This window comes from Ensifer sp. CCNWLY38 (genome assembly GCF_037120565.1).
In the GTDB taxonomy this organism is placed as follows: domain Bacteria; phylum Pseudomonadota; class Alphaproteobacteria; order Rhizobiales; family Rhizobiaceae; genus Ensifer; species Ensifer adhaerens_H.
Genome location: NZ_JBBBBO010000003.1, coordinates 286,267 through 308,957 on the forward strand (window position 1 = coordinate 286,267; position 22,691 = coordinate 308,957).

Genomic DNA, 22,691 nt, shown 5'->3' on the forward strand with positions numbered 1-22,691 from the left:
ATGACCGAACCAAACGAGCCCTCTTCATCCGCGGCCGATCACAAGACCGGCATCACGCTCACCCGCCGCAGCCTTGTTGTCGGAGCAGCCTCGCTGTTCGTCACCGGTTGCGCGACCGCGCGCCCGACGCCGGCGGTGGTGCCGCTGGCGGCAGCACCCGTTCGTGCCGCCGCCGGACCGACCGTGCCGCCGATGTACTACGCGATGCCGGATGAAGAGTTTCCGATCCCCGAGGTGAAGGTCGCCGAGGTCGATCCGAAGTTCTGGCGACAGGAGGTGGACTATCCGAGCGGCGAGCGGCCCGGCACGCTCATCGTCGATACGCCGGCGAAATATCTCTATCATGTGCTGCCCGGCGGGCGGGCGATGCGCTACGGCATCGGCGTCGGCCGCGAGGGCTTTGCGTGGTCTGGTCGCGCGATCGTCGCCTACAAGCGCAAATGGCCGCGCTGGACGCCGCCCGACGAGATGGTCGCGCGCCAGCCGAAGCTCGCGCCCTACAGCATCGCCAATGGCGGCATGCCGCCGGGGATCAAGAACCCGCTCGGCGCCCGTGCGCTCTACATCCACAAGGACGGCAAGGACACGCTCTATCGGATCCACGGCAGTCCCGAGGCGCATTCGATCGGCAAGGCGGTCTCGTCGGGCTGCATTCGCCTGCTCAATCAGGATGTCGTCTATCTCTACGATCAGGTGCGGGACGGCAGCACCATCGTCGTCATTCCGGATCCCGCGAAGGGTGATCTGGCCGTTGGCTAAGGCGGCCAACAGAGGTGGCGCGGGAATTCTGCAACACTCCGGAAACGAGTGCCCCCAGCGAGCGGCGATCCACGCCAAAGAATGATTTTCACCACATTTCGGTCACGGTTCGGCCCAACAGCCTTGGGCCTCTCCTCGGAACATTTCCTACCGAAATCCCCAACCTGGAATAGAATAAAGTGTCGATGAATTTGTCCCGCCGCTCGCTGCTCGCGGTGATCGCCAGCTCTGTCTTGAGCGCTTGCACGCAGATCCCGAAACCAGAACCGAAGCCGAAGCTGATCGAGCCGATCGCCGGCGACGGTGGTTCGCCGGAAAAGGCTGCCGATGCCGCGGGCGTGCCGACGAAGACCTTCGACTACGCCAAGGTCTATGCGCCGGTGAAGGACGAAGGCTACGACGTTCCAGGCGTCCAGTACACGGAGATCAAGCCGCAGTTCCTGCGCCAGGAAGTGGCCTATGCCACCAACGAGCCGCCCTATTCGATCGTCGTCGATACCCAGACGATGTTCCTCTACTACGTCCTGCCGGGCGGTCGCGCCATCCGCTACGGCGTCGGCCTCGGGGCCGCGGGGCGCGCCTGGAAGGGGCGCGCGGTCGTGCACTGGAAGCGCAAGTGGCCGCGCTGGACGGTGCCGGACGACATGGTAGCGCGCCAGCCGCACCTCAAGAAATACGGCATCGACGCCGGCGGCATGGATCCGGGCCTCGACAATCCGCTCGGCGCCCGCGCCATGTACATTTTCCAGAACGGCCAGGACACGCTTTACCGCATCCACGGCTCGCCGCAGTGGCGCTCGATCGGCAAGAACGCGTCGGCCGGGTGCGTGCGCATGTTGCAGCAGGACGCGATCGATCTTTACGATCGCGTCAGAGGCAAGACGCCGCTGCTCGTCCTGTGACGCGCTACGCTTTGGCGTGATCTTCCGGTTTTCACCGGACGGATTGCCTCAGAGCGGCTGAGGCAGCGGAAGTCCGTCCGGTCCCATTTGCATATAGTCCTGCGGCTGCGGCAGTGGCTGCGAATCCGGAAGTGGCTGCGAGTCCGGAAGGGGCTGTATTTCCGGCATCGGCTGCGATTGCACCATGCCACCGCCCGACAGGTCGGTGACGACGATCGGCGTGCCGTTCGGCACGCGATTGTAAAGGTCGACCACGTCCTGGTTGATCATGCGCACGCAACCCGAGGATACCGATTTGCCAATGGTCCACCATTCCGGTGAGCCATGGATGCGGTAGAGCGTGTCCTCGCCGTTCTGGAAGATATACATGGCGCGCGCGCCGAGCGGGTTCTTGAGGCCGGGGTCCATGCCGCCGGCCTCGATGCTGAATTGTTGCAGCTCGGGTTGGCGCGCCACCATTTCGTTCGGCGGTTTCCAGCGCGGCCATTCGCGTTTGTACTGGATGACGCCGCGCCCGGCCCAGGCGAAGCCGGCGCGCCCAAGACCGACGCCGTAGCGCATCGCCTCGCCATTCTCGTAGACCCGATAGAGAAAGTGGCTGCCGACATCGACGACCAGCGTTCCCGGATTCTCGCCGGTCGGGTCGGCGACCATCTGGCGATAGTAGCGGGGATCGATCTTCTCGTAGGGAATGGCCGGCAGCGGATAGGGTTCGTTCGGCTTCTCGCCGTACATATCGGCAAGGAAGGCGTTCGCCTCGGGGACAGGTTCCGGCGCATAGGAACGCGTCACCGTCGGCCGCGTCGAGGCACAGCCTGCCAATCCGGCGGCCGCGAGCCCCGCGGAGAATTGCAGGAAGGTGCGGCGGCGGATCTCTCTTTCAGGCATGGAACCCTCGATCGTCCTGTGTTCGCTTCTGGCGATGCAACCGATCTTTTAGGTCAATTGTGGGTCGCCAGCCGACGAACGATCACAGGCCAGCATAGGGATCCGCCAGCGCCGCTTCGGGTCGGCTAATAGGATACTTAGTTCCCGAGATCTTCGCTGCCAGCTTTTCGGCGCCGTTTTTCTCAAGGAGCGTCCGGAAGCTCGGATGCATGCCGCCATCGACATAGGCATTGAGCGGCGCCGGCGTCTGGTTTGCCATCAGGCCCGCGAGCTTCGCGTCCTCCGATTGCAGCTTTGCCACGAGCCCGGCGTCTGTCGTCGTCGCAGCGGCGGGGCAGGCCGCGAGCGGATCGGACGGGTCGCCATCAGCGAAATCGGTGTTGAAGACATAACGGCGACCACAGGCCGAAACCTTCGGCTGGCGCTTCGTCGTCTGGAAGATGTCGTAGCCCTGCTTGATGTTCTTCCAGAACTCGAAATTCGGATCGCCGCGATGCTTGGCCATGTTTTCTGCGGTCATGCGGAAGGGATAGGCCTGCACCTGGAAGGTGCCTTGGCCGCCGGCAAGCGCGCGCTGGACGACGGAGTAAATCTCGCCGACGCCCTGGTCCGTCAGTGCGTAACAGCCCGACGACGAGCAGGCGCCGTGCACCATCAGCGCTTCGCCGGTATAGCCGAGCGCCGATTCCAGCCGGTTCGGATAGCCGAGATTGAAGGACAGGAAATACTGCGACTTCGGATTCAGCATGCCGGCCGAGACATGGTAGAACCCCTCCGGCGCCTGGCGGTCGCCCACCTTCGTCTTCGGGCCGAGCCTCCCCGACCAACGGCACATCGGGTAGGTCTTCAGCAGGGCGTATTGGCCCTGCTTGTTCTGCTTCCAGACTTCCAGTTCGCTTTCCTGCTTGAAGATGCGCACCAGAACCGGGCTTTCCGGCTTGCTGCCGTTCTTCGCCATGGCGGCGATCAGCTTGGCCGGGATCGGCGGCGGTTCGCGCACGTCGTCGGCATCGAGCGCCATGCAGCTGGAAAGCGCAAGTGCCATCGCGCCAATCGCCAGAGCATGCCGCATCCGGCGCAGCTGCGTGAAAAACTTGCCAGTGGAGGGCGTTTGGGAGGAGGGGCTCTGTATCGTCTCGCGCCGCATGCGGGCTCCTGGCTATGCTGCCGCCGCCCAGTGTCTTGCGTTCGGCGCGGTTACCGACGGCATGCGTTCGACGCACAGCGGGTCGGCTTTAGTTCAGCGATTAAGCGGTGGCAGCCCTGGCTGCAAGCCTTTGTCCTGGGCGCTGGCGATCAACAATACTTGAACGCGCGCCGCCATAGCTGCCCGCCGATTGGGTCGATGTTGAGACAAGATGGTGAATTTTTTCTCAACGCGGGCGCCCGGATTGCCCCAGGCGCATCAGTCCCGTGGTTCGCTGCCGGGCGCGTAGACGGTCTTCTGCTTGAACGCAAAAACGTTGCCGCAGCGGCAGCGGACCATGTGCTTGGCGGGGTCGGGAGAGGTGCGCTCGGTCGAAAAGCCCTTGGGCATGACGTCGATGAGAAAGCCGCGATTGCTGCCTTTCGCCTTGTCATTTTCAGAGGCTTCGGCGAAACCGGACGCCCCGCATTTCGCGCATTCCAGCTTTCTCGAATAACGATCCCGCGACGCCATCTTCCATCACACCTGATTGCGCTGCCGCGCCGTTCCTTCGCACGGGACCTACAGGAGCCGGCCTTTCGGTTCAAGCGCGGCCGCTGTCATGACCGTCATTTCTCGCGCTCTATGGGCGGGATGCATCGAGCAAGCCGCAGCGGTACTACCGATATCCAGTGACCTCGGCCGGCTTGTTGGCCTCCATCACCTCGCGCATGTAGCGCCAGCAATCGGGCCGCGAGCCGTCGAGATCGGTGAAACCGTAAACCTGAGCCAGTCCGCCGCTCGACAGCGACTGGCCGTTCCAGCGCGCCTTTTCCGGATCGGCTGCCAGCGCCGCCACGGCGCGTCCGACGAAGCGCGGGCTTTCGGAAATGACGAAGTGCGGCTGGACCTTGGCCCCCTCCAGCCAGTTTTCCTCGGTCGCCTGAAAATGCTCCAGCATCATTTCGGAGCGCATCCAGCCGGGCGTGATCGAAACCGAGGTCGCACCGTGCGGCGCCAGATCCTTGGCATGGGCCCAGGCCATGCGGTTGGCCCCCACCTTGGCGAGGTCGTAGAAGGGGGAAATGCGGTAGTGAGTGGCATTGTACTCGGCGGTGCCGTCGGTGACCTCGACGAGCAGCCCGCCCGGCTTCTCGATCATCAGGGGCAGGGCGTAGTGCGCGGTGATCAGGTGGGAGTCGATGCCGAGGCGCAGAAGCTTCAGGCCGTTCTCGAGATTGTGCTCCCAGACGGACTTGTCCCACTCGAACAGGTTTTCTCCGCCCCAGACATCGTTGACGAGGATATCGAGCCGCCCCTGTTCACGGCGGATGCGCGTGACCAGCGCTGCGACTTCGGCCGGCTGGAGATGATCGACCTGAACGGCAATACCCTTGCCGCCGAGGCTGGTGACGATGTCGGCCGTTTCCTCGATCGTTTCGGGCCGCTTGTATTCGGATTGCTGTTGCCGTGTGGTGCGGCCGGTCACGTAGACGGTGGCGCCGGCGGCGCCGAGTTCCGCGGCGATGCCGCGCCCGCCGCCCCGTGTCGCGCCGGCAACCAGAGCGATTTTTCCTTCGAGCGTCATGGTTTTTCCTCCTTGGGGCCGATAGCCGCTGGTGCTTTCTGTTGAATGGGATATATAAATGATTGTTCGGTTATAAATGAGAGTCAAGATGCCACGACCAAAAACGATGCCAGACGAAGAGGTGCTGGTGGCGGCATTCGCGCTGATGCGGGCCGAAGGGCCGGATGGCCTGACGTTCGCGGCGCTCGCCGCAAGCACCGGCCTTTCCGGCGCCACGCTCGTGCAGCGCTTTGAAAACAAGCCAAAGTTGATCCAGCGCGCGCTCAACCAGGCCTGGGACGGCCTTGACCGCCAGACGGCGGAGCTGGTGGCGACGGTGCCGAGAACACCGGAGGGAGCCATCGCGCTGCTCGTCGGCCTGTCGGGCGATTATGGCGCCATCGAATCCTATGCCGACGATCTCCGGATTCTCCGGGAGGACCTACGGGACCCGCTGCTCCGTGCGCGGGGAGCGAAGTGGCGCGACGTGCTTTCCGGCGTGCTCGACGAATGTCTTTCGGGATTGCCCGCGGCCGCCCCCGGACTCGGACTGCTGATGGCGTCGCAATGGCAGGGATCGCTGCTGTGGTGGAGTTTCGACCCAGAGGTGCCTGTCGCGGAGTTCGTCGAACAAGGCCTGCGACGTTTCGTCGAGGCCTTTGCAAGGCAACCGACGGCCTGAGGTCAGCGCCACGGCCTTTCAGTCACCCGGTTGTCAAATCGCCGTGAGATGGCCGTGCAGTGGATGACGGCGGCGGAAGATGGTCTTAGATGCTGATCCATGTTCAGATTTGCTGCCGCTCTCTTCGCCCGGATCGTCGCCTTGGCACTCGTCGTCCTGACGGTTCTCGCCTTGCCGGCGGCTGCCCAGGTGGCGGCGCCGGTTTCGACCTTGCTGGAAGAACTGGCTTCGCGGCAGGAGCTCGAGCCCCTGAAGACCGTGATCGTCGCGCGTGATGGCAAGATCCTTTCCGAGCGCGGCTATCGCGGCAACCGCGTGACCGACCCGACCAACATCAAGTCGGCGTCGAAATCGATCATCTCGGCGCTGGTCGGCATTGCGATCGACAAGGGATTGCTCGGGCCGGACCAGAAGATCGCGCCGATCCTCAAAGCCGACCTGCCGGCTTCACCCGATCCGCGTATCAACGACATCACTATCGGCAACCTGCTGTCGATGCAGGCCGGGCTTGGCCGGCTGTCGGGGCCGAACTATGGCCGATGGGTCGCGAGCAGCAACTGGGTGCGCACGGCGCTCGCTCAGCCCTTCGACGACGATCCGGGCGGTGAGATGCTCTATTCCACCGCCTCGACCCACCTGCTTTCGGCGATCCTGACGAAGGTCAGCGGCAAGTCGACCCTGGCGCTGGCACGCGACTGGCTGGGGCCGCTCGAGGGTTTCCGCATCGGTGCCTGGGATCGCGACCCGCAGGGCATCTATCTCGGCGGCAACCAGATGGCGATGAGCCCCCGCTCGTTGCTTGCCTTCGGCGAGCTTTACCGCAATGGCGGCCGCACCGCATCGGGCCAGCAGCTGGTGTCGTCAGAATGGATCGCAGCATCCTGGCAGCACCGCACCAATTCGCGTTTCTCCGGGGACGAGTACGGTTACGGCTGGTTCGGCCGCCAGATCGCTGGCGAGGAGGTGCACTTCGCCTGGGGCTACGGCGGGCAGATGCTCTACATCGTGCCGAGCCTCGATCTGACCGTGGTGATGACCTCGGCCGAGAGCGGACCGTCAGCCCGCAACGGCTACCGCGATGCTTTGCACCTGGTGCTCGGCGAGATCATCACAAGGGTGAAGGGCGCTCCGGAAACGGACGGGTGACAGGCCGCGTGCCGCCATGTCGGCTGGCGCGTGCCCAACAGCGGCTCAGGATGCCGAGATTTGAAAGGTGAGAGATGTTTGCCACGAAGACAATCGAGACCGGCAACAAGCCCGAATTCTACCGCGAACTGGCGAGCCAGCTCGGCGGGCTTCTGCATGACGAGCGCGACTTCATCGCCAATGCCGCCAATCTCTCGGCCCTCGTTTTCGATCTGGTGCCGGATCTGAACTGGGCCGGCTTCTATTTCCTGCGGCCGAATGACGAGCTGGTGCTCGGGCCGTTTCAGGGCAAAGTCGCCTGCGTGCGCATTCCGGTCGGTAAAGGGGTGTGCGGGGCCGCCGCTGCGCAACGACAGACGATGCTGGTGCCCGATGTGCATGCCTTTCCCGGTCATATCGCCTGCGATGCCGCGTCCCGCTCCGAGCTCGTCGTGCCTCTGGTCAAGGATGGCAGAGTGCTCGGCGTGCTCGATCTCGACAGCCCGAGCCCCAACCGTTTTGATGCCGAGGATCAGGCTGGCTTCGAGGTGCTCGCCGCGATCTATGTCGCGGCGAGCGATTTCAGCTAGATCGGTAGCTGGGCGCTAGCCGTCAAAGCCTTCGATGACGATCTTGCCCTTGGCAGCACCGGTCTCGATGCGCCGGTGCGCTTCGCGCAGGTTTGCGGCATTGATCGGCGACAGCACCTCGGCAAGCGTCGTTTTCAGCCGTCCGGCATCGATCTCGTCGGCGACGAAGGACAGAAGGCGGTGCTGCTCGATCATGTCAGGCGTCTGATGCATCGGGCGGGCAAACATGAATTCCCAATGCAGGCTCGCCGCCTTGGTCTTCATGCCCGCCATCGGCATCGGCACGTCGGTGTTGTCGATCGAAACGATGCCCCCTTGAGGCCGGATCAGCTCGACCGCGTCGTCCCAATGGCGCATGTCGTTGAAGATGGCGATGTGGTCGACATGGGTAAAGCCGAGAGCGTGGACCTGGTCGACCAGCGGCTCGCGGTGGCTGACGACGTGGTCGGCACCGAGTTCCTTCACCCAGGCGATGGTCTCCGGCCGCGACGCCGTAGCGATCACGGTAAGCCCGGCGCGCTTGGCAAGCTGGATGCCGATCGAGCCGACGCCGCCGGCGCCGCCGACAATCAGGATCGACTGGCTGCGATCCGCACCGTCCCGGTCGATCCCGAGCCGGTCGAAGAAGGCTTCATAGGCGGTGATTGTCGTCAGCGGCAGGGCGGCTGCCTCGGCGAAGCTTAGCGACTTCGGTTTACGCCCGACGATGCGCTCGTCGACAAGCTGATACTGCTGGTTCGTGCCGGATCGCGTGAGGTCGCCGGCGTAGTAGACATGGTCGCCGGGCTTAAACAGGGTCACATCCGGGCCGACCGCTTCGACCACGCCGCTGGCATCCCAGCCGAGTACGCGCGGCGTTTCCTCGATCTTGTCCTTCGGCGCGCGCATCTTCACATCCACCGGATTGACGGCGACCGCATGGACGGCCACCAGAATGTCATGCCCCTTGGGTTCCGGCTTCGGCAGGTCGACATCGAGGAAGCACTGCGGGTCGGAAACCGGGAGATAACGGGTGAGGGCGACGGCTTTCATGGCTTGCTCCTTGTCATGGACGAATGGTCTTGGGCTGTGAATTCGGCGGTGACGAAGACGAGTTCGGCGTTGCCGGTGTTGGTCAGATCGTGCACGAAGGCGGTCTCCAGCGTCAGGTCGCTGAAGTGGCGCGTGTCGCCGGCGCGGTAGATCATGTCCGTGACCTTGCCGTCGCCCGAGCGCGAGCGTGCGGAACCATCGGTCAGCGCCGTCCAGAAATAGGGCCGGTCGTGGCGATGGGGGCGAAGCGTTTCGCCGGGCTTCAGCCGCAGATGCCAGACGCGCAGGCTCTCTTCCTCTAGCACCAGCGCGGTGCCAATGCGATCGTTGACCATGGCTTCCGCGCGCTCATGCTCCGTCAGTGGCGCGCTCATGCGGCGTCCTCCAGCGCCGGATAGGTAGAATATCCGTCGGCAGTTCCGCCGAAAAGCTTGGTTCCGTCGAAGGTCGCAAGCGGCAAGCCTTCCTTCAGCCGCCGCGGCGGGTCCGGATGGGCGATGAAGGAGCCCTGGCCTTGGCTCGAGATCTGCGTTGCTTCGGTGACGATGAGACCGGTGGAGGCGTGCTGGGCGCAATATTCTGCCATCAGCGCGGTCGGGACGTTGCCCGGCTGGCTGCTGCGCGCCCGCGTCATCGGCGCGAGCGCAATGCGGTTCGGCAGGGTCAACGGATCGAGGGAGACGGGAGAAAAGAGCGTTGTCGGCATGGGGTGATCCTTTTCGGGCAAAATGTCGGAACGGGTTTGTGTCAGTTGATGAGCGCGCCGCCTTCGATGTCGATGACGGATCCGGTGACGAATGGATTGTCGATGGCAAAGAGGTAGCCGTGGGCGATGTCTTGCGGCTGCCCGAAGCGGCCGGCGGGCAAGGTCGCTGCGGCGCGATCGAACATCGTGTCACGGGCATCGTCCGCCATGCCGGCATAGGCCTCGGTCTGCGTCAGTCCGGGGCTGACGACGTTGACGCGCAGCGGCGCCAACTCTCTGGCGAGGATCTTCGCCACGGCCTCGAGAGCGGCATTCATCGCCGTCTTGACGAAGGTGCCGGGAACCGTCCGGCGGGCGAGAAAACCTGAGGTGAAGGTGATCGTCCCGCCTGGGCGCATGTATCTGGCCGCCTCGCGGGCGAGCAGGATCGAGCCCCAGAACTTGACGTCGAAGGCGGCCTTGGCGGCATCCAGGTCGATATCGGCAACCTTGCCGCCGGGGGCCGAAGAACCGGCCGTGACAACCAGATGGTCGATCGGCCCGAGGTTGCGGAAGTAGGAGGCAACGGAACCGCCGTCGGCGATATCGAGGCCGGTGGCGCGGCTGGCGATCTCGACCCGGCCGGGACGCTGGGTCAGCGCCTTCGCAACGGCCGCGCCGATGCCGCTCGTGCCGCCGATGACGACGGAAACGGTATTGTCATTGAATGTCAGGGTCATTCTCATGCTCCAGGAGAATGGGGGGAACGGCTTCGGAAAAGACGGCCTCGAGCAACGGACCGCCGGGCGTGCGCAGAAACAGCCGGCGCTCGCCGATATCGGCAAGGTCCATGGTCGAGTAGGGAATGGCGAGCCGGTCTAGCCTGGCCCGGAAGGCCGCGTAGTTGTCGAGCCGGAAGCCGACGTGATCGATCGCCTCGGCGGCCCGGTCGAAACCGCTGCCTTGGCTGCCGATGATGTGCACGATCGGTTTGCCGTCGGCGTAGAGCCAGCAGCCCGGGATGCGCCGGATCGCCGCCGGGCGCTCGCCGACGGTCAGATCGAAGACCGTTTCGAAGAACGCGCGCGTTCCCGCGATGTCGCCTGTGCGGATGGTCACGTGGTCGAGATGCATGCCGCGTCTCCTTTCGGAAAGGAATTTAGCTCTTGCGGTGCATCCGGATAATTGGCTTATTTCCAAAATTATATTTCGGAAAATGCGAAAGATGTTGCTCGACAATCTGGCTCTGTTCCTTTTGATAGTCGAAAAGGGCGGGCTTTCCGCCGCAGGACGCGAAAAGGGGCTTTCGCCGGCCTCTGTTTCCGAACGGTTGGCGGCGCTTGAAACCCACTACGGTGCTGCCCTTCTGAAACGCACGACGCGCGCGATCAGCCTGACGGAGGAGGGGCGCCTGCTCGTGGATGGTGCCCGCCGACTTCTGGCGGAGGCCGACGAACTCGAGACCGGAATTCGTCTCGGCGCCCGCATGATCTCCGGTCCGATCCGGCTCAGCGCGCCGGAGGACATGGGCAGACGCTACGTCGTGCCGATCCTCGACCGCTTCCTTGCCGAGCACCCCGACGTGACGGTGGATCTCAACCTTACCGATGGCTACGTCGATCTGGTCGGGCAGGGCATGGATTTCGCCATCCGCCACGGCCTTCTCGCCGACAGTACGCTCCGGTCGCGCTCGCTCGGCGAAAACCGCCGGGTCGTCTGCGCTGCACCTGCCTATCTGGAGGTCAGGGGCAGGCCGGAGCATCCGGACGATCTTTCCCGTCACGACTGCATCATCATGCGCTTCGGCGCCAATCTGGATCGCGAATGGGCTTTTCAGCTCGATGGCAAGCCGCGCAAGGTCATGGTGCGCGGCAGGCGCGTCGCCAATGACGGCGGGGTGGTTGCGGAATGGTGTCGCGCGGGGCACGGCATCGCGCTCAAATCCGTCTGGGACATCGCCGAGGACCTGGCGTCCGGTGCCCTTGTCGAACTCCTGAAGGATTTCTCTATAGGTGGGACAGGATTGCAGATCGTCTATCCGCCGCTCACCGTCCAGCCGCGCCGGGTGCGGTTGCTGATAGACCGCATCGCCTCGGAGCTGAGTTCCAACGAGAGTGTTTTGCCGAGCAAGGGACGAACCTGAAGCCGCCAATCAGGGTCGCGCCCGTACCAGACGCCGTGGCCTTCGCGCAACAGTCCTTTTCCAATAGACGGCGCGGCCGGTCCTGACGCAGTTTCGGTTCGTCATGCCGCACGTCAGTGCATTGCAGCACACCTCCGCTTCACTTATGAAACATGAGTAACGTATTCAAGATAAGCGGCGGCGACCGGGCCGTACGTTCAGGATGATGGTGTGACAGCCGCACGCTGGAGAGGCAGATTGATGACCGATGCGATGGTGCAGGGGCTTCACGAGCGAGAAGAGGGTAGGATCCGCCGCTTCTTCAGCCGCCGCCTCAGAAATCGCGAGGACGCCGTCGATGCCACCCAGGAAACCTTCATGCGCATGCTGGAGGCTTCGCGCTCGACCTTGATCGAAAACCCGCAGGCCTATCTGTTCCAGGTCGCCCGCTCGGTCGCGCGGGTCGCGTCCGAGCGAGCAGCGCGGGAGCGAGCGATGTTCGTCGAGGACAGCGAAGGCCTGGAGCATACGGAGGACAGACCGATCCAGGATCGCATCGTCAACGCCCGCCAGTGCCTGCTGATCATGGCGCGCACCATCGAGGGCCTTCCGAACCGCTGCCAGCAGGTCTTCATCCTCAGCCGCCTGCACGGCTTGAGCAACGGCGCGATCGCCGATGAGCTCGGCATCTCGAGAAACATGGTCGAAAAGCATATCATCCGAGCGCTGCTCGAATGCCGGAAGATGCGCGCCGAGATTATTTTCTGAGCGAACGTCAGGTCAAACCGTTCTTTCAACTCTAAGATGATTGAGGCGATTCCCTTGGAGGGTTCGCTTGACGGCATTTTCAGTTCGACCGGAAGACGCGCATGAACGGCAATCGCCAGACCATCGATGACAGCGTTCTGGAAGCGGCGGCGACGTGGGTTGCGAAGTTGCAGTCCGACGACGCGACGGCCGCCGACCGTGCGGCGTTCGAGCTCTGGGTTTCCGCACATCCCGATCACCGGTTGGCCTATGAAGAATTGCGGGCGCTCTGGAGCGATCTCGGAGACGTGCCGATCCCCAGCGAGCGCCTCGGTGAATTGCACGCCCAACGCCGCCGTCGGGTCGGCGGTTTCGTCGGGCTCTGTCTTGCAGCGGGTCTCGCCATGCTCTCGCTCGCGACGCCCTACGGCGACCGCTGGCGCGCCGACTTTTACACCGGCGTCGGTGAAATCAAGCGGATCACCCTGGAGGACGGGACCGAAGTCGACATGAACACCGACACGGCCCTCGTGGTTCGCTACGAGCAGGGCCGCAGAAAGGTACGGCTCCTGCGCGGCGAAGCATTCTTTGCCGTTGCGAAGAACCCGCTTCGGCCGTTTGTGGTCGAAGATGGGTCGCTGAGCGCGATGGCATTGGGGACCCGGTACTCCGTAGGCACGGCCGGCACAGAACGAGCCGCCGGCGTCCAGGTGGAGGATGGCCGCGTTGAGGTCGATGCGGCCGGCCAGAAAGCGATCCTGGGCGCGGGCGAGGTGGCAACGATCGACAAACAGGGGCGCCTGTCCCTGTCGAAGACGGATGTCGCGGCCGGAACGGCGTGGCGCGACGGCAAGCTCGTCTTTTCGCGCCGCCCGCTGCGCGACGTCCTGGCGACCCTCGAGCGCTACCGTCACGGCCGAATCCTGCTGCTCGACGAAGCGGCGGGCGACCTCGAAGTCTCCGGTATTTTCGATTTGCACGACACCGACGCCGCGCTGCAGGTTCTGGAAGCCAGTTTGCCGCTGCGTGTCATGCGGATTTCGGGCCTGATGGTCGTCGTTCAGTCGCGCTAGGACGGCACCCTGCGGAGAAAATCGTCGCTGGGCGGCATCACATGCCGAGAGACGCGAGCCGCGCGGTAGCGATGTCGTAGCTTTCCACGCTGTCGAGCGCCACGGCCTGAATCAGGGCGCCCTGCAACAGCGCTGTCACCTGTAGTGCGATTGCCTCCGGATTTTCCGCTCCCGAAGACACGGTCGCCGCACGAAGCCATTCATTGCATCCGTCGAAGAAGTCGCGAACCGCAGTCCGCACGGCGGCAGGCAAACTGGCATCTTGCGCCGCCAGGATACCGCACAGGCACGCGCCCTCACCCCCGATCAGGCCGCTACGGAAGACAGCACGCATCGTTTCGAGCTTCTGCGCAAGCGGCCGACCGTCCGTCGGTCTGCCCAGCGCCGACAGCACTTTCTCTCTGTAGCGGGCGACGAGAGCAGAGCCGAGGTCCTCCTTGGTCTGGAAGTAGTAGTGGACGCTTGCACTCTTGATCCCGACATCCGCCGCGATTTCCCGGAAGCTACAGGCGTGGAAACCGCCGCGCCTCATTCGGGTCTCGGCTGAATTGAGAATTGCCGTCCGTATGTCCATTCAAATCCCCGCTGATGCTCCAATAGCGATAGGCCATTGACAAGCGGACCGCAACGGTCTGATCTATCTATCAGTAGATAGAGAGAGGAGTTGAAGATGGAGAGCAACAAGGAAATTGTGTTGAAGGTGCTCAAGGGCGCGTTTATCGAGCGCGACGTCAGCGTGGTCGAGCGTTACTTTTCGCCCGATTATGTCCAGCACAATCCCGTAATTCCCGACGGGTCCGGGGCAATCGCCGCGCTTATTCCGACCCTGAAGCAGGATCTGTCCTATGAGATCGGCATGGTCGTTGCGGAGGGTGATCTCGTGATGGTCCATGGACGCTATGTCGGCTGGGGACCGAAACCCCTCGTTGCCGTCGATATTTTCAAGGTGAGGGGTGGCCGGGTCGTCGAGCACTGGGATGTGATGCAGGAAGAGGTTCCCGCTGTGGCGACCGTTAGCGGAAACCCGATGTTCTCGCCCGCCTGACTTATGGGCCTTTAAGCTCAGCTCCCGTTGATTGGGACCGGAAGTCCGACGAAAAAATTCTCCTGGCGACGTCAGGAGATGGTGTCCTGCGAACTCTTAGTCAGAAGTGGCGGCGCTGCACATGGTTCGAGGCAGCCTGCCCAGGAGTTGAGTAGGGGATCTCGGATGAGAATTATGCAGGGTCGCGGATCACGACGCCGTTCTTTCACACGCCTGGCGCTTGCCGGCGTTTCTTTCATCGCCTGCGCGACGGCAGTCCAGGCACAGGCGACAACGGCGCCGGCCGCGATCATTGCGCCGAAGGCGTTCGCCGTTCCCGCGGGATCCCTCGAAGCGGGCATCCTGAAACTTGGCCAGCAGGCCGACCTGCGCCTTCTTTATCCGAGCACACTGACGAGCGGAAAGACCACCAGCGGCGTCAGCGGCACGCTGGCGACGGAAGCGGCAGTTGCATCGCTTCTGGAAGGAACCGGGCTTCGCTATCGCATCGTCGGTGAGAAGACCGTGCAGATCTTCGATCCGTCGGATGCGACGATCACCACTGGCGCCGTCGTCAAGGATGGCGCGACGCAATTGGAAAAGATCACCGCGACCGGCGAACGGACGGGTGCCGAGGGCATCGTCGATACCGACGGCTATGTCGCGAAATCGGCTCGCGTCGCCACCAAGACCGATACGCCGGTCATGCAGACTCCGCAGTCGATGTCGGTGATCAGCCAGAAGCAGTTGCAAGACCTGAAGCCTCAGAACCTGCAGGAGGCGTTGAGCTATACGCCCGGCGCCCGCGTCGGCCAGTACGGCGCCGAACCGCGCTTCGACGCCTTCAAGGTGCGCGGCATCGACCTGACGCTGACCGGCATCTTCCGCGACGGCCTGCGCCAGATTGCAAGCCCGAACGGCCTCTTCCGGCTGGAGCCCTATGGCGTCGAGGCGATCGCCACCTTGCGCGGCCCGGCGGCCTCGATCTATGGCGCCAGCAGCTCCGGCGGCATCGTCGACATCGTCTCGAAGCGCCCCACCAGCGATCCGTTGCGGGAGGTCGAAGTGCAGTACGGCTCTTACGGTCGGGTGCAGGGCGCCTTCGACGTTTCCGGGCCGCTCGATGACGAAGGCACGATGCTTTACCGCATGACCGGACTTGCGCGCGACGGGCGCACCGAGATCGAGGCGGTCAAGGACGATCGCCTGTTCATCGCACCTGCCTTCACCTGGCAGCCGGACGAGGGCACCAAGTTCACGCTGCTCGGTGAATATATGGATTCGACCACCGGCGGCACCTGGGGCTATCTCAACCGCTACGGGCCGGACGGCAAGTCGATCGGCGCGATCCCGACCTATGGCGGTGACGCCCGCTTCAACGACTTCACCCAGAAGCAGGCCCGCATCGGCTACGAGCTGGAGCATGAGCTCTCGGATAGCGTCACGCTCTTCCACAAGCTGCGCTACTCCGACATCTCGACGCGGCAGGAGTGGGTGTTCGCCAAGTATCCGGGCCTGACCGTCGAGGACAATACCGGCCTTGCCAGCGACACCTATCTGAAGTTCGACTTCGACACGGGTGCGGCAGCACATCAGCTGATTGCCGGCATCGACTACAGCTACATGAAGTATACCTCGCAGCAGGGCAGCGGGCCGGATCTCTTCACCGACGACTTCACCTATGTGCCGAAGCTGACCTCGACCCAGAAGCAGTCGCAAAGCGGCATCGGCATCTACATCCAGGACCAGATCGAGTATGAGGCGTGGCGCCTGACGGCGGGCCTGCGTCACGATTGGGTAGACAACAAGTATTCGGTCGATGGCTCACCCTTTGACCGGAACGACAGCGAAACGACGGCGCGTGCGGCTCTGGGCTATGTCCTGCCGAACGGCATGATGCCCTATGTCAGCTACGGCACCGCTTTCGTTTCCAATCCGGGCGTCATCATCAATCTCGGTGGCACCGATACCCCGGCCATGCCGACGCTCGGCAAGCAATGGGAAGCGGGCGTCAAATATGAGATCCCCGGCCAGAACGCGACCGTCACTACCGCCGTCTTCAACATCGACCAGGAAAACGCCACCGTCTACGAGACGTCGTCGGGCCTCAATCTGCTGCGCCAGCTCGACCTCAAGTCTCGCGGCTTCGAACTCGAAGGCACCGCCTCGCTCGACAATGGCTGGAACTTCATCGCGTCCTATTCCTACAACGACGTCGAGATCACCAAGCTGACCTCGGAGACGCTCGGCAATCAGCTGAACTCCTCGCCCTACCATATGTTCTCACTCTGGGCGGACTACGAGGTGCAGTCAGGTCCGCTCGAAGGGCTCGGTGTCGGTGCCGGCGTTCGCTATGTCGGATCGAGCTTCGGCGACAACGTCCATACGCCGATCCTGAACAACCAGGCGCGCACCTTCGTCGACGCGTCGGTCCGCTATGATCTCGGCGCCGCTAATCCGAACTTCGAGGGCGTGCGGCTGCAGCTCAACGCGACCAACCTCTTCAACGAGGTCGAGCAGCTCTGCACCACGGGCTTCTGCTACTTCGACGAAGGCCGCAAGGTCGTCGCCAGCGTGCGCTATCGCTTCTGATGGCGATCGAGGCCAAGCCGTCGACAAGGCCGTCGCCGGCCGCGATCTTCTTCGCGGTCGGCGGGCTTTACGTGGCGCAGAGCGTGATCGGCGGGCTGACGATGCTCGGCCTGCCGGCGGTGCTCAGAACCCAAGGTTTGCCGCTCGACCAGATCGGCCTCGTCTATCTGACCGTGCTGCCCTGGGCACTGAAGTTCCTCTGGTCGCCGCAGGTGGAGCGCTTTCGCCTGCCGGCGGTCGGCCGCAACCGGTCGCACATCATCGTCATTGTCGGCGGTTCGCTTTCGGCCCTCATGCTTGCCATGCTCGGGCTCATTGGCCCGGAGCGGCTCTTCCCCGTTCTCGCCTGCCTCGTGTTCATCGCGCTCTTTACCTCGACCGTCGACATCGCCTGCGACGGCTTCGCCGTCGAGACGCTGGCCGAAGAACACCATGGCTGGGGCAATGCCGCGCAGGTCGGCGGCTCCTATGTCGGCTCGGCGATCGGCGCAGGGCTGTTTCTGGTTCTCGTCGACCGGCTCGGCTGGGCGCCGGCGGTGTGGATCATGGCCGTCGTGGTGCTGGCACTTGGCCTTCCCTTCCTGCTCGGCCCCGGTTCGCGTCCAACGAGCGCAACGCGCAGCCATGTTCCGTCGCTCAAGGCCGCACTGCGCCGGCCGGAAGTGCGCAAAGGTCTGCTGCTCGCGGCGATCTACGTCTCGGCGCAGAAATGGGGCCTCGCGATGCTCGGCCCTTTCCTCATCGACTACGGCTTCGACCTTGCTTCGGTCGGTATGCTCAATGGCCTCGGCAGCATGCTCGTCGGTTTCGGCGGGGCGCTGTTCGGCGGCTTGCTCGTGCGGCTGTGCGGCGCTGCCACGGTACTGATCGGCGCCCTGCTCTTGCAGGTCACGATGCTTGTCGCCTTCGCCTATGTCGGGGCGTCAGCCGATGTCTCGCGGCCGCTGGTAATGGCACTTGCGGTCGCCAGTTCTTCCGGCGTCATGGCGATCGGCTTCGTGGCGCTCTATGCCCAGTTCATGGGCTGGGCCGATCCGCGCCAGGCGGGTGTCGACTTCACCCTGTTCCAGTGCATGGACAGCCTCGTCAGCATGGCCGGCGGGCTGGGTGCCGGTTGGATTTCCGAGCGTTTCGGCTATTCGGCCTTCTTCATCTGTGCTGCCGTTGTCTCGACGGTCGCAGTGCCGATACTGGTGGTCCTGGTGCGCCAGCCTAAGACGCGAACGCAGCTGAACGCACACTGGAGAGCGGGATGCTCTAGCGGTCGATAACACGCAAGTAGATGATCGGTTGCCCGTCTCGGACCAGGGCGATGCCCTCATTGCCATACAGCACCCCCCTATGCTTGCTTCGGCACAGCCACAGTGAATCCCCTGGTGCCATGGTGTCCAGCAACGGCGAGAGCAGGGCACGTGGGTCGGGAAGGCGATCAAGAAAGTCTCGGGCACCGAAGTCGCGCGTAATTGTCTCGCCGATCCACTCGCCGAAGCCTTCAGGGGTGGTTTCCTGCACCAATTCCAGATCGCTGGGGTTGTGGTGCAGTCTGCGGTTTGCACTCATCGCTTTGAATTCATGAGGCATGTTGGTGGAGAGGCACGCCATCGGGTGCCGGCCGGTTCCGGAACTGCCGGCGATAGCTCGCCGGCGAGATCGAGAAGGCGCGGGTGAAGTGCTGGCGGAAGGAGACGGTCGAGCCGAAGCCTGCCATCTCCGCCACGTGATCGACGGAACAGGAGCCGGTCTCAAGCAGGCGTTGGGCGACGGCGAGCCGCTGCTGAAGAAGCCATTGGGTGAAGGTGGTTCCCGTCTTCTTGCGGAAATGTCGGGTGAAGCTGCGCAGGCTCATGCCGGCGTGATCCGCCAGCCGTTCCAGCGAAAGCGGCTCATCGAGATGTTCGATCGCCCAGGCGATCGTTGCGCTGAGCGGGTCGCCGCTGCCCGGCGCGGGCAAAGGCGCCTCGATATATTGCGCCTGGTCGCCATGGCGATGCGGGGCGACGACCAGTCTGCGGGCGATGCGGTTGGCGATCTCCGCGCCGTGGTCGTTGCGCACGATGTGCAGGCAGCAGTCGATTGCGGCGGCGGTGCCGGCCGAAGTCAGGATATCGCCCTCATCGATATAGAGCGCGTTGCGGTTCAGGCCGACGTCGGGGTAGGCGCGCTCGAATTCATCGGCCCAGGCCCAGTGCGTCGAGGCTGCCCGCCCGTCGAGCAGGCCTGCCTCTGCGAGCACGAAGGTGCCGAGGCATAGGCCGACGAGCCGGGCGCCCCCGATGTGGGCAGTGCGTAGCGCGTTCAGCAGATTTTCCGATGGACGGGTGTTCGGGTCATCCCAGGCCGGCACGATGATCGTGTCCGCCTCCGCAAGACTGGAAAGGTCATGTTCCACCTCGATGCTGAAGCCGGACATGGTGCGGACAGATCCGGTCTTTTCACCGGCGATCAGCAGTCGGTAGCGCGGCACGCCGAGCTTCAGCAGATCGTCGCCGAAGACGATGCAGGGAACGGACAGATGAAACGGGCTGATGCCCTCGAAGGCAACGATGGCGACGGTGTGCATTGCAGTATGAACCCGGTGAGCGCGAAGTTGGCCGGAATCTATCATATATTGTCGTTCAGGCCACTTTCGCAACAAGGGCGTTTTCGCGACTTTCGCAGGCGTCAGATTGCGAAAGGAACCTCCCATGACACAACACCCGACCATCCGAACCATCGCCGGTGCTTCCGCGCCCGAAAGCCTCGATCCTACGAAGACGGCCCTTTTGGCGATCGACTTTCAGAACGAATACTTTACCGGCCGCATGCCGATTCCGGATGGGGAAAAGGCACTTGCCAATGCAAAACGGCTGATCGAACGCGCCGATGCAGAAGGCATGAAGGTCTACCACGTCAAGCACGTGACGCCGGCCGGAAGCCCCGTCTTTGCCGAGGACAGTGCGACCTCTGACTTCCACCGCGACATTCGGCCGGCAGCCAAGCATTCCGTGGTCCGAAAGTCGTCGGTCAGTGTCTTTGCCAGCACCGACCTTGGCGAGCAATTGAAGCTGACCGGCGTTGATACGCTCGTCATCACCGGACTGATGACGCATGCCTGCGTCGCCGGTGCCGCGCGCGACGCCGTACCGCTCGGCTTCAACGTGATCGTTGCCGCGGACGCCTGCGCCACGCGCGATCTCGACACCAGCGACGGCAACGTCGTTCCGCACGCAATATTGCATCGCTCGTCGCTCGCGACGATCGATGACACGTTTGGTGATATCCTGACGACCGATCAGGTCCTATCGCTCACAAGGCGGTCCTGATCTGCGGATAGGCTGCCGGCGCGGCCGGATATTCGGAGCGCCTGTCTGGGCCTGTCTAGGCCGAACCGCGCAGCATGATCTCGGCGCTGAGCAGAATGCGCTCATCCTCGGGGAAGGCACCGCCGTCGTCGGAGCTTTCCCCGAGCTTGAACAACAAGAGTTCGATCGCCAGTCGGCCGATCTCGTTGTAGTTCTGCGCCACCGTCGTCAGCGGCGGGCAGGTGTAGCGCGACAGCGGATGGTCGTCATGGCCGGCGACACGGATATCGGCGTCGGCGTCGCGGCCGACCTTGAGGCCGGACTGGAAGGCGGCGGCGATCACGCCGAAGGCGACGCGGTCGTTGGCGCAAAGTACCGTCTGGGTCGGAAAGCCGCCGGAGCCGAGGATGCGCAGCGTCTCGTCGAAGCCGAATTTCTCGAAATCCCAGGACCCGTTCGGCGCGGTCGTAACCAGCGCCGGCTCCATCTTCAGCTGCTGTATCGCTTCCAGATAGGCGTCGCGCCGGGCCATGGCGTTGTTGTTGACCGGCGGCATGCCGAGGTAGCAGGGCGGGCTTCCTGAGCGGCAGAGATAATCGACCATCAGGCGGAAGCTCTGGCGGTTGTCGGTGCCGACGAAGGAGGAGCTGTCGTCAAGCGGCGAGTCCACGTAGATCAACGGAATGCTCTCGCCGAGCGCAGTCAGTGTCTTGTGATGCGATTGCACGCCGAGCGGCGCGATGATCGCACCGGCAACGTTCATCGACTTGAAGGTCTCGATCGCACGCTCTTCCATCTCCGGCCGACCGTCGGAGGAAAGCACGAAGGCAAGGAAGCCTGCCTGATTGGCGATGTGTTCGATCCGGCGCGTCAACGCCATGTAGAAGGGATCGGTCGAGTTCGGGACGATAACGCCGAGAATGTTGGTGCGGCGGCGGTTGAGATTGACGGCGAAGATGTTCGGGCGAAAGCCCGACTGTTTGATCGCCGCCTCGATAGCATCGCGGGTCTTCTTCCGAACAGAGCCCGGATCATTGAAGTATTTGGAGACCGTGGGCCGCGACAAGCCGACGAACTCCGAAAAATCCTCCATCGTCTTGATCTGTCTGTCCACGGTTTGCTGTGCCCCATATTGTTTTGATTTCGTTTATAGGTTCATTTCGAGGGGATAGGCAGTACCGGCCCGGAAATATTCACTGAACATAGAGCCGGGCGCTAAGCGCGACAGGCCATGAAGTAATCCTCGAGAACTCGATCGACCGCAGCAAGTGCCAGCGGTTTTGCTTGGGCCGCGACGTGGCCATCCCGAACGCGCTCGTAGCTGCCGGGGAGATACTGGCTAATCAGCGTTTCCGGAATGCTGACGCCGTCGAGCAGCGACAGTAGTTCTTCGACGGCGGCGGCGACCCTCGGATGCGGCCAGTAATAGCGGATGCGGTCACTGTAGGAGAAATGCCGCTGCAGCCGCTGGGCCTCCGGCGAGCCGTGGTAATACTTGCCCCAATTCGCCGGCTCGTCGCGCATCACTGTTTCGGTGACCGACGCTAGCGTCTGCTTGCGCGCGTCGGGAAAGAGGAAGGCAGCGATCTGGTCGAGGCCGTAAAGCGCTTCGCGCAGTGCAAAGGTGAGGCCGGGGCCGACCTTGAGGATGGCAAAGCCATCTGAGACGAGCTCGCGCAGCGCCTCGGGCGTCTGGTAGTCGGTCGAATGCGCCTCGAACACGATGCCGTCGAGCTGCCTCAGGCTGGCGCTGAGCTTCGCTGCTTTCACCCGATCATAGGCGATGACGTTCTCGTTGCCGAACTCGACGCCCGGCTGGACAACAGCGCCGACGACACGCCCGAAGGCGTCTGCGGCACCCGCCGCCTCGAAGGCCCGGCGATGGACGTGCACCGTCTCGATTGCCGCCTCGGGGGCCGTGATCTCCAGGGTATCCAACTCTTCGAGCGCGCCGCCCGGAACCGGCACTTCCGTGCCGATAATATAGACGGGGGCGATACCGTTCTCGCCGGAAATGGCGGCCTCGGCGGCGGCGGCAAGCCGCGCTGCGCGCTCTGCCGTCACGGCGTCGGGAAGCGCCACCGGTTCGCCGGCGCTGCCCATGCTGGTGTCGAGATGCAGCTTGGTGAACCCGGCCTTGGCATAGGCCTCGATCATCGTCACGGCCTTGGCCATTGCGTCCTCGGCGGGCAGGTGTTTCCACGGGTTGGGGCCGAGATGGTCGCCGCCAAGGATGATCTTGTCCTTGGGGAAGGAGACGCGATCGGCGATGCCGGCGACGAAGCGGGTGAAATCGGCGGGCGTCATGCCGGTATAGCCGCCGTCCTGGTTGACCTGATTGCAGGTGGCTTCAATCAGCAGGGCAGCATCTTCCTGAAGCGCCCGCAGCATGGCCGCTTCGATCACCAGCGGGTGGGCCGAGCAGACGGAGGGGATGCCGCGCGGGCCAGGGCGCTCGTTCCAGCGGGCGATGTCGATCAGCAGGTTTTGTTGCAT

At 63.6% G+C, this 22,691-nt stretch carries 26 protein-coding genes; 12 read left to right on the forward strand and 14 right to left on the reverse strand.

Features of this window, described 5'->3' with window-relative positions:
* Complete coding sequence (locus V7S54_RS08430) at positions 1-759, forward strand: L,D-transpeptidase (protein WP_336408209.1); 759 nt, start codon at positions 1-3, stop codon at positions 757-759.
* Between the two features lie 185 nt (positions 760-944).
* A complete protein-coding gene (locus tag V7S54_RS08435; RefSeq protein ID WP_336408210.1) occupies positions 945-1,661 on the forward strand; it encodes a L,D-transpeptidase in 717 nt (238 codons plus the stop codon).
* A 48-nt stretch (positions 1,662-1,709) separates the two neighbouring features.
* On the opposite strand, the gene V7S54_RS08440 is transcribed toward V7S54_RS08435, so the two are convergent.
* The 4 genes from V7S54_RS08440 to V7S54_RS08455 form a co-directional block, all read right to left on the reverse strand.
* Entirely contained in the window at positions 1,710-2,549 is an 840-nt protein-coding gene (locus tag V7S54_RS08440; RefSeq protein WP_083203523.1) for a L,D-transpeptidase, read from the reverse strand.
* A gap of 82 nt (positions 2,550-2,631) precedes the next feature.
* A complete protein-coding gene (locus V7S54_RS08445; RefSeq protein WP_442892545.1) occupies positions 2,632-3,696 on the reverse strand; it encodes a hypothetical protein in 1,065 nt (354 codons plus the stop codon).
* A gap of 258 nt (positions 3,697-3,954) precedes the next feature.
* Complete coding sequence (locus V7S54_RS08450; protein WP_336408211.1) at positions 3,955-4,209, reverse strand: hypothetical protein; 255 nt, start codon at positions 4,207-4,209, stop codon at positions 3,955-3,957.
* A 145-nt stretch (positions 4,210-4,354) separates the two neighbouring features.
* Positions 4,355-5,263, reverse strand: coding sequence for an SDR family oxidoreductase (locus V7S54_RS08455; protein WP_336408212.1), 909 nt, complete (start codon positions 5,261-5,263; stop codon positions 4,355-4,357).
* A gap of 88 nt (positions 5,264-5,351) precedes the next feature.
* Here V7S54_RS08455 and V7S54_RS08460 point away from each other — a divergent pair, with 88 nt between their 5' ends.
* From V7S54_RS08460 to V7S54_RS08470, 3 genes are all read left to right on the forward strand, one after another.
* Complete coding sequence (locus V7S54_RS08460) at positions 5,352-5,924, forward strand: TetR family transcriptional regulator (protein WP_336408213.1); 573 nt, start codon at positions 5,352-5,354, stop codon at positions 5,922-5,924.
* Positions 5,925-6,023: 99 nt separating this feature from the next.
* Positions 6,024-7,070, forward strand: coding sequence for a serine hydrolase domain-containing protein (locus tag V7S54_RS08465; protein ID WP_336408214.1), 1,047 nt, complete (start codon positions 6,024-6,026; stop codon positions 7,068-7,070).
* A gap of 74 nt (positions 7,071-7,144) precedes the next feature.
* Positions 7,145-7,639: a GAF domain-containing protein gene (locus V7S54_RS08470; protein ID WP_336408215.1), complete on the forward strand. Its 495-nt coding sequence runs from the start codon at positions 7,145-7,147 to the stop codon at positions 7,637-7,639.
* Between the two features lie 15 nt (positions 7,640-7,654).
* Here V7S54_RS08470 and V7S54_RS08475 read toward each other — a convergent pair whose 3' ends face one another.
* From V7S54_RS08475 to V7S54_RS08495, 5 genes are read right to left on the reverse strand one after another with little or no spacing between them, the layout of a single operon-like run.
* Positions 7,655-8,671, reverse strand: coding sequence for a zinc-binding alcohol dehydrogenase family protein (locus V7S54_RS08475; RefSeq protein ID WP_336408216.1), 1,017 nt, complete (start codon positions 8,669-8,671; stop codon positions 7,655-7,657).
* Positions 8,668-9,045 (reverse strand): hypothetical protein, encoded by a 378-nt coding sequence (locus V7S54_RS08480; protein WP_336408217.1) that lies wholly within the window; start codon positions 9,043-9,045, stop codon positions 8,668-8,670. The genes V7S54_RS08475 and V7S54_RS08480 overlap by 4 nt, the downstream gene beginning before the upstream one ends.
* Positions 9,042-9,377 carry an oxidoreductase gene (locus V7S54_RS08485; protein WP_336408218.1) on the reverse strand — a complete coding sequence of 112 codons (336 nt, stop codon included), beginning with the start codon at positions 9,375-9,377 and terminating at the stop codon, positions 9,042-9,044. The genes V7S54_RS08480 and V7S54_RS08485 overlap by 4 nt, the downstream gene beginning before the upstream one ends.
* Positions 9,378-9,418: 41 nt before the next feature.
* A complete protein-coding gene (locus tag V7S54_RS08490) occupies positions 9,419-10,096 on the reverse strand; it encodes an SDR family oxidoreductase (RefSeq protein WP_336408219.1) in 678 nt (225 codons plus the stop codon).
* Entirely contained in the window at positions 10,077-10,490 is a 414-nt protein-coding gene (locus tag V7S54_RS08495) for a glyoxalase (RefSeq protein WP_336408220.1), read from the reverse strand. The genes V7S54_RS08490 and V7S54_RS08495 overlap by 20 nt, the downstream gene beginning before the upstream one ends.
* A gap of 91 nt (positions 10,491-10,581) precedes the next feature.
* Between V7S54_RS08495 and V7S54_RS08500 the strand changes: the two genes are divergently transcribed.
* The 3 genes from V7S54_RS08500 (at position 10,582) to V7S54_RS08510 (ending at position 13,298) form a co-directional block, all read left to right on the forward strand.
* Positions 10,582-11,499: a LysR family transcriptional regulator gene (locus V7S54_RS08500; protein WP_336408221.1), complete on the forward strand. Its 918-nt coding sequence runs from the start codon at positions 10,582-10,584 to the stop codon at positions 11,497-11,499.
* Positions 11,500-11,739: 240 nt separating this feature from the next.
* Complete coding sequence (locus V7S54_RS08505; RefSeq protein ID WP_336408222.1) at positions 11,740-12,246, forward strand: RNA polymerase sigma factor; 507 nt, start codon at positions 11,740-11,742, stop codon at positions 12,244-12,246.
* A gap of 101 nt (positions 12,247-12,347) precedes the next feature.
* Positions 12,348-13,298: a FecR family protein gene (locus V7S54_RS08510; protein ID WP_336408223.1), complete on the forward strand. Its 951-nt coding sequence runs from the start codon at positions 12,348-12,350 to the stop codon at positions 13,296-13,298.
* Between the two features lie 37 nt (positions 13,299-13,335).
* On the opposite strand, the gene V7S54_RS08515 is transcribed toward V7S54_RS08510, so the two are convergent.
* The gene (locus tag V7S54_RS08515; RefSeq protein WP_336408224.1) at positions 13,336-13,872 is read right to left on the reverse strand and encodes a TetR/AcrR family transcriptional regulator; all 537 of its coding nucleotides are present in this window, start codon (positions 13,870-13,872) and stop codon (positions 13,336-13,338) included.
* Between the two features lie 96 nt (positions 13,873-13,968).
* On the opposite strand from V7S54_RS08515, the gene V7S54_RS08520 reads away from it, so the two are divergent.
* The 3 genes from V7S54_RS08520 (at position 13,969) to V7S54_RS08530 (ending at position 18,185) form a co-directional block, all read left to right on the forward strand.
* Complete coding sequence (locus tag V7S54_RS08520) at positions 13,969-14,343, forward strand: nuclear transport factor 2 family protein (RefSeq protein ID WP_336408225.1); 375 nt, start codon at positions 13,969-13,971, stop codon at positions 14,341-14,343.
* A 165-nt stretch (positions 14,344-14,508) separates the two neighbouring features.
* Entirely contained in the window at positions 14,509-16,914 is a 2,406-nt protein-coding gene (locus tag V7S54_RS08525) for a TonB-dependent siderophore receptor (RefSeq protein WP_336408226.1), read from the forward strand.
* Positions 16,914-18,185 (forward strand): MFS transporter, encoded by a 1,272-nt coding sequence (locus V7S54_RS08530; protein WP_336408227.1) that lies wholly within the window; start codon positions 16,914-16,916, stop codon positions 18,183-18,185. The genes V7S54_RS08525 and V7S54_RS08530 overlap by 1 nt, the downstream gene beginning before the upstream one ends.
* Here the strand turns inward: V7S54_RS08530 and V7S54_RS08535 are convergent.
* Together V7S54_RS08535 and V7S54_RS08540 are read right to left on the reverse strand one after the other, a co-directional pair.
* A complete protein-coding gene (locus V7S54_RS08535) occupies positions 18,172-18,474 on the reverse strand; it encodes a hypothetical protein (RefSeq protein ID WP_336408228.1) in 303 nt (100 codons plus the stop codon). The two genes, V7S54_RS08530 and V7S54_RS08535, sit on opposite strands and share 14 nt — an antisense overlap.
* A 10-nt stretch (positions 18,475-18,484) precedes the next feature.
* Positions 18,485-19,474 carry a GlxA family transcriptional regulator gene (locus tag V7S54_RS08540; protein ID WP_336408229.1) on the reverse strand — a complete coding sequence of 330 codons (990 nt, stop codon included), beginning with the start codon at positions 19,472-19,474 and terminating at the stop codon, positions 18,485-18,487.
* A gap of 124 nt (positions 19,475-19,598) precedes the next feature.
* On the opposite strand from V7S54_RS08540, the gene V7S54_RS08545 reads away from it, so the two are divergent.
* Positions 19,599-20,216, forward strand: coding sequence for an isochorismatase family protein (locus tag V7S54_RS08545; RefSeq protein ID WP_336408230.1), 618 nt, complete (start codon positions 19,599-19,601; stop codon positions 20,214-20,216).
* Between the two features lie 55 nt (positions 20,217-20,271).
* Here V7S54_RS08545 and V7S54_RS08550 read toward each other — a convergent pair whose 3' ends face one another.
* Positions 20,272-21,288 (reverse strand): LacI family DNA-binding transcriptional regulator, encoded by a 1,017-nt coding sequence (locus V7S54_RS08550; RefSeq protein WP_336408338.1) that lies wholly within the window; start codon positions 21,286-21,288, stop codon positions 20,272-20,274.
* Between the two features lie 122 nt (positions 21,289-21,410).
* Positions 21,411-22,691, reverse strand: coding sequence for a D-tagatose-bisphosphate aldolase, class II, non-catalytic subunit (locus V7S54_RS08555; protein ID WP_336408231.1), 1,281 nt, complete (start codon positions 22,689-22,691; stop codon positions 21,411-21,413).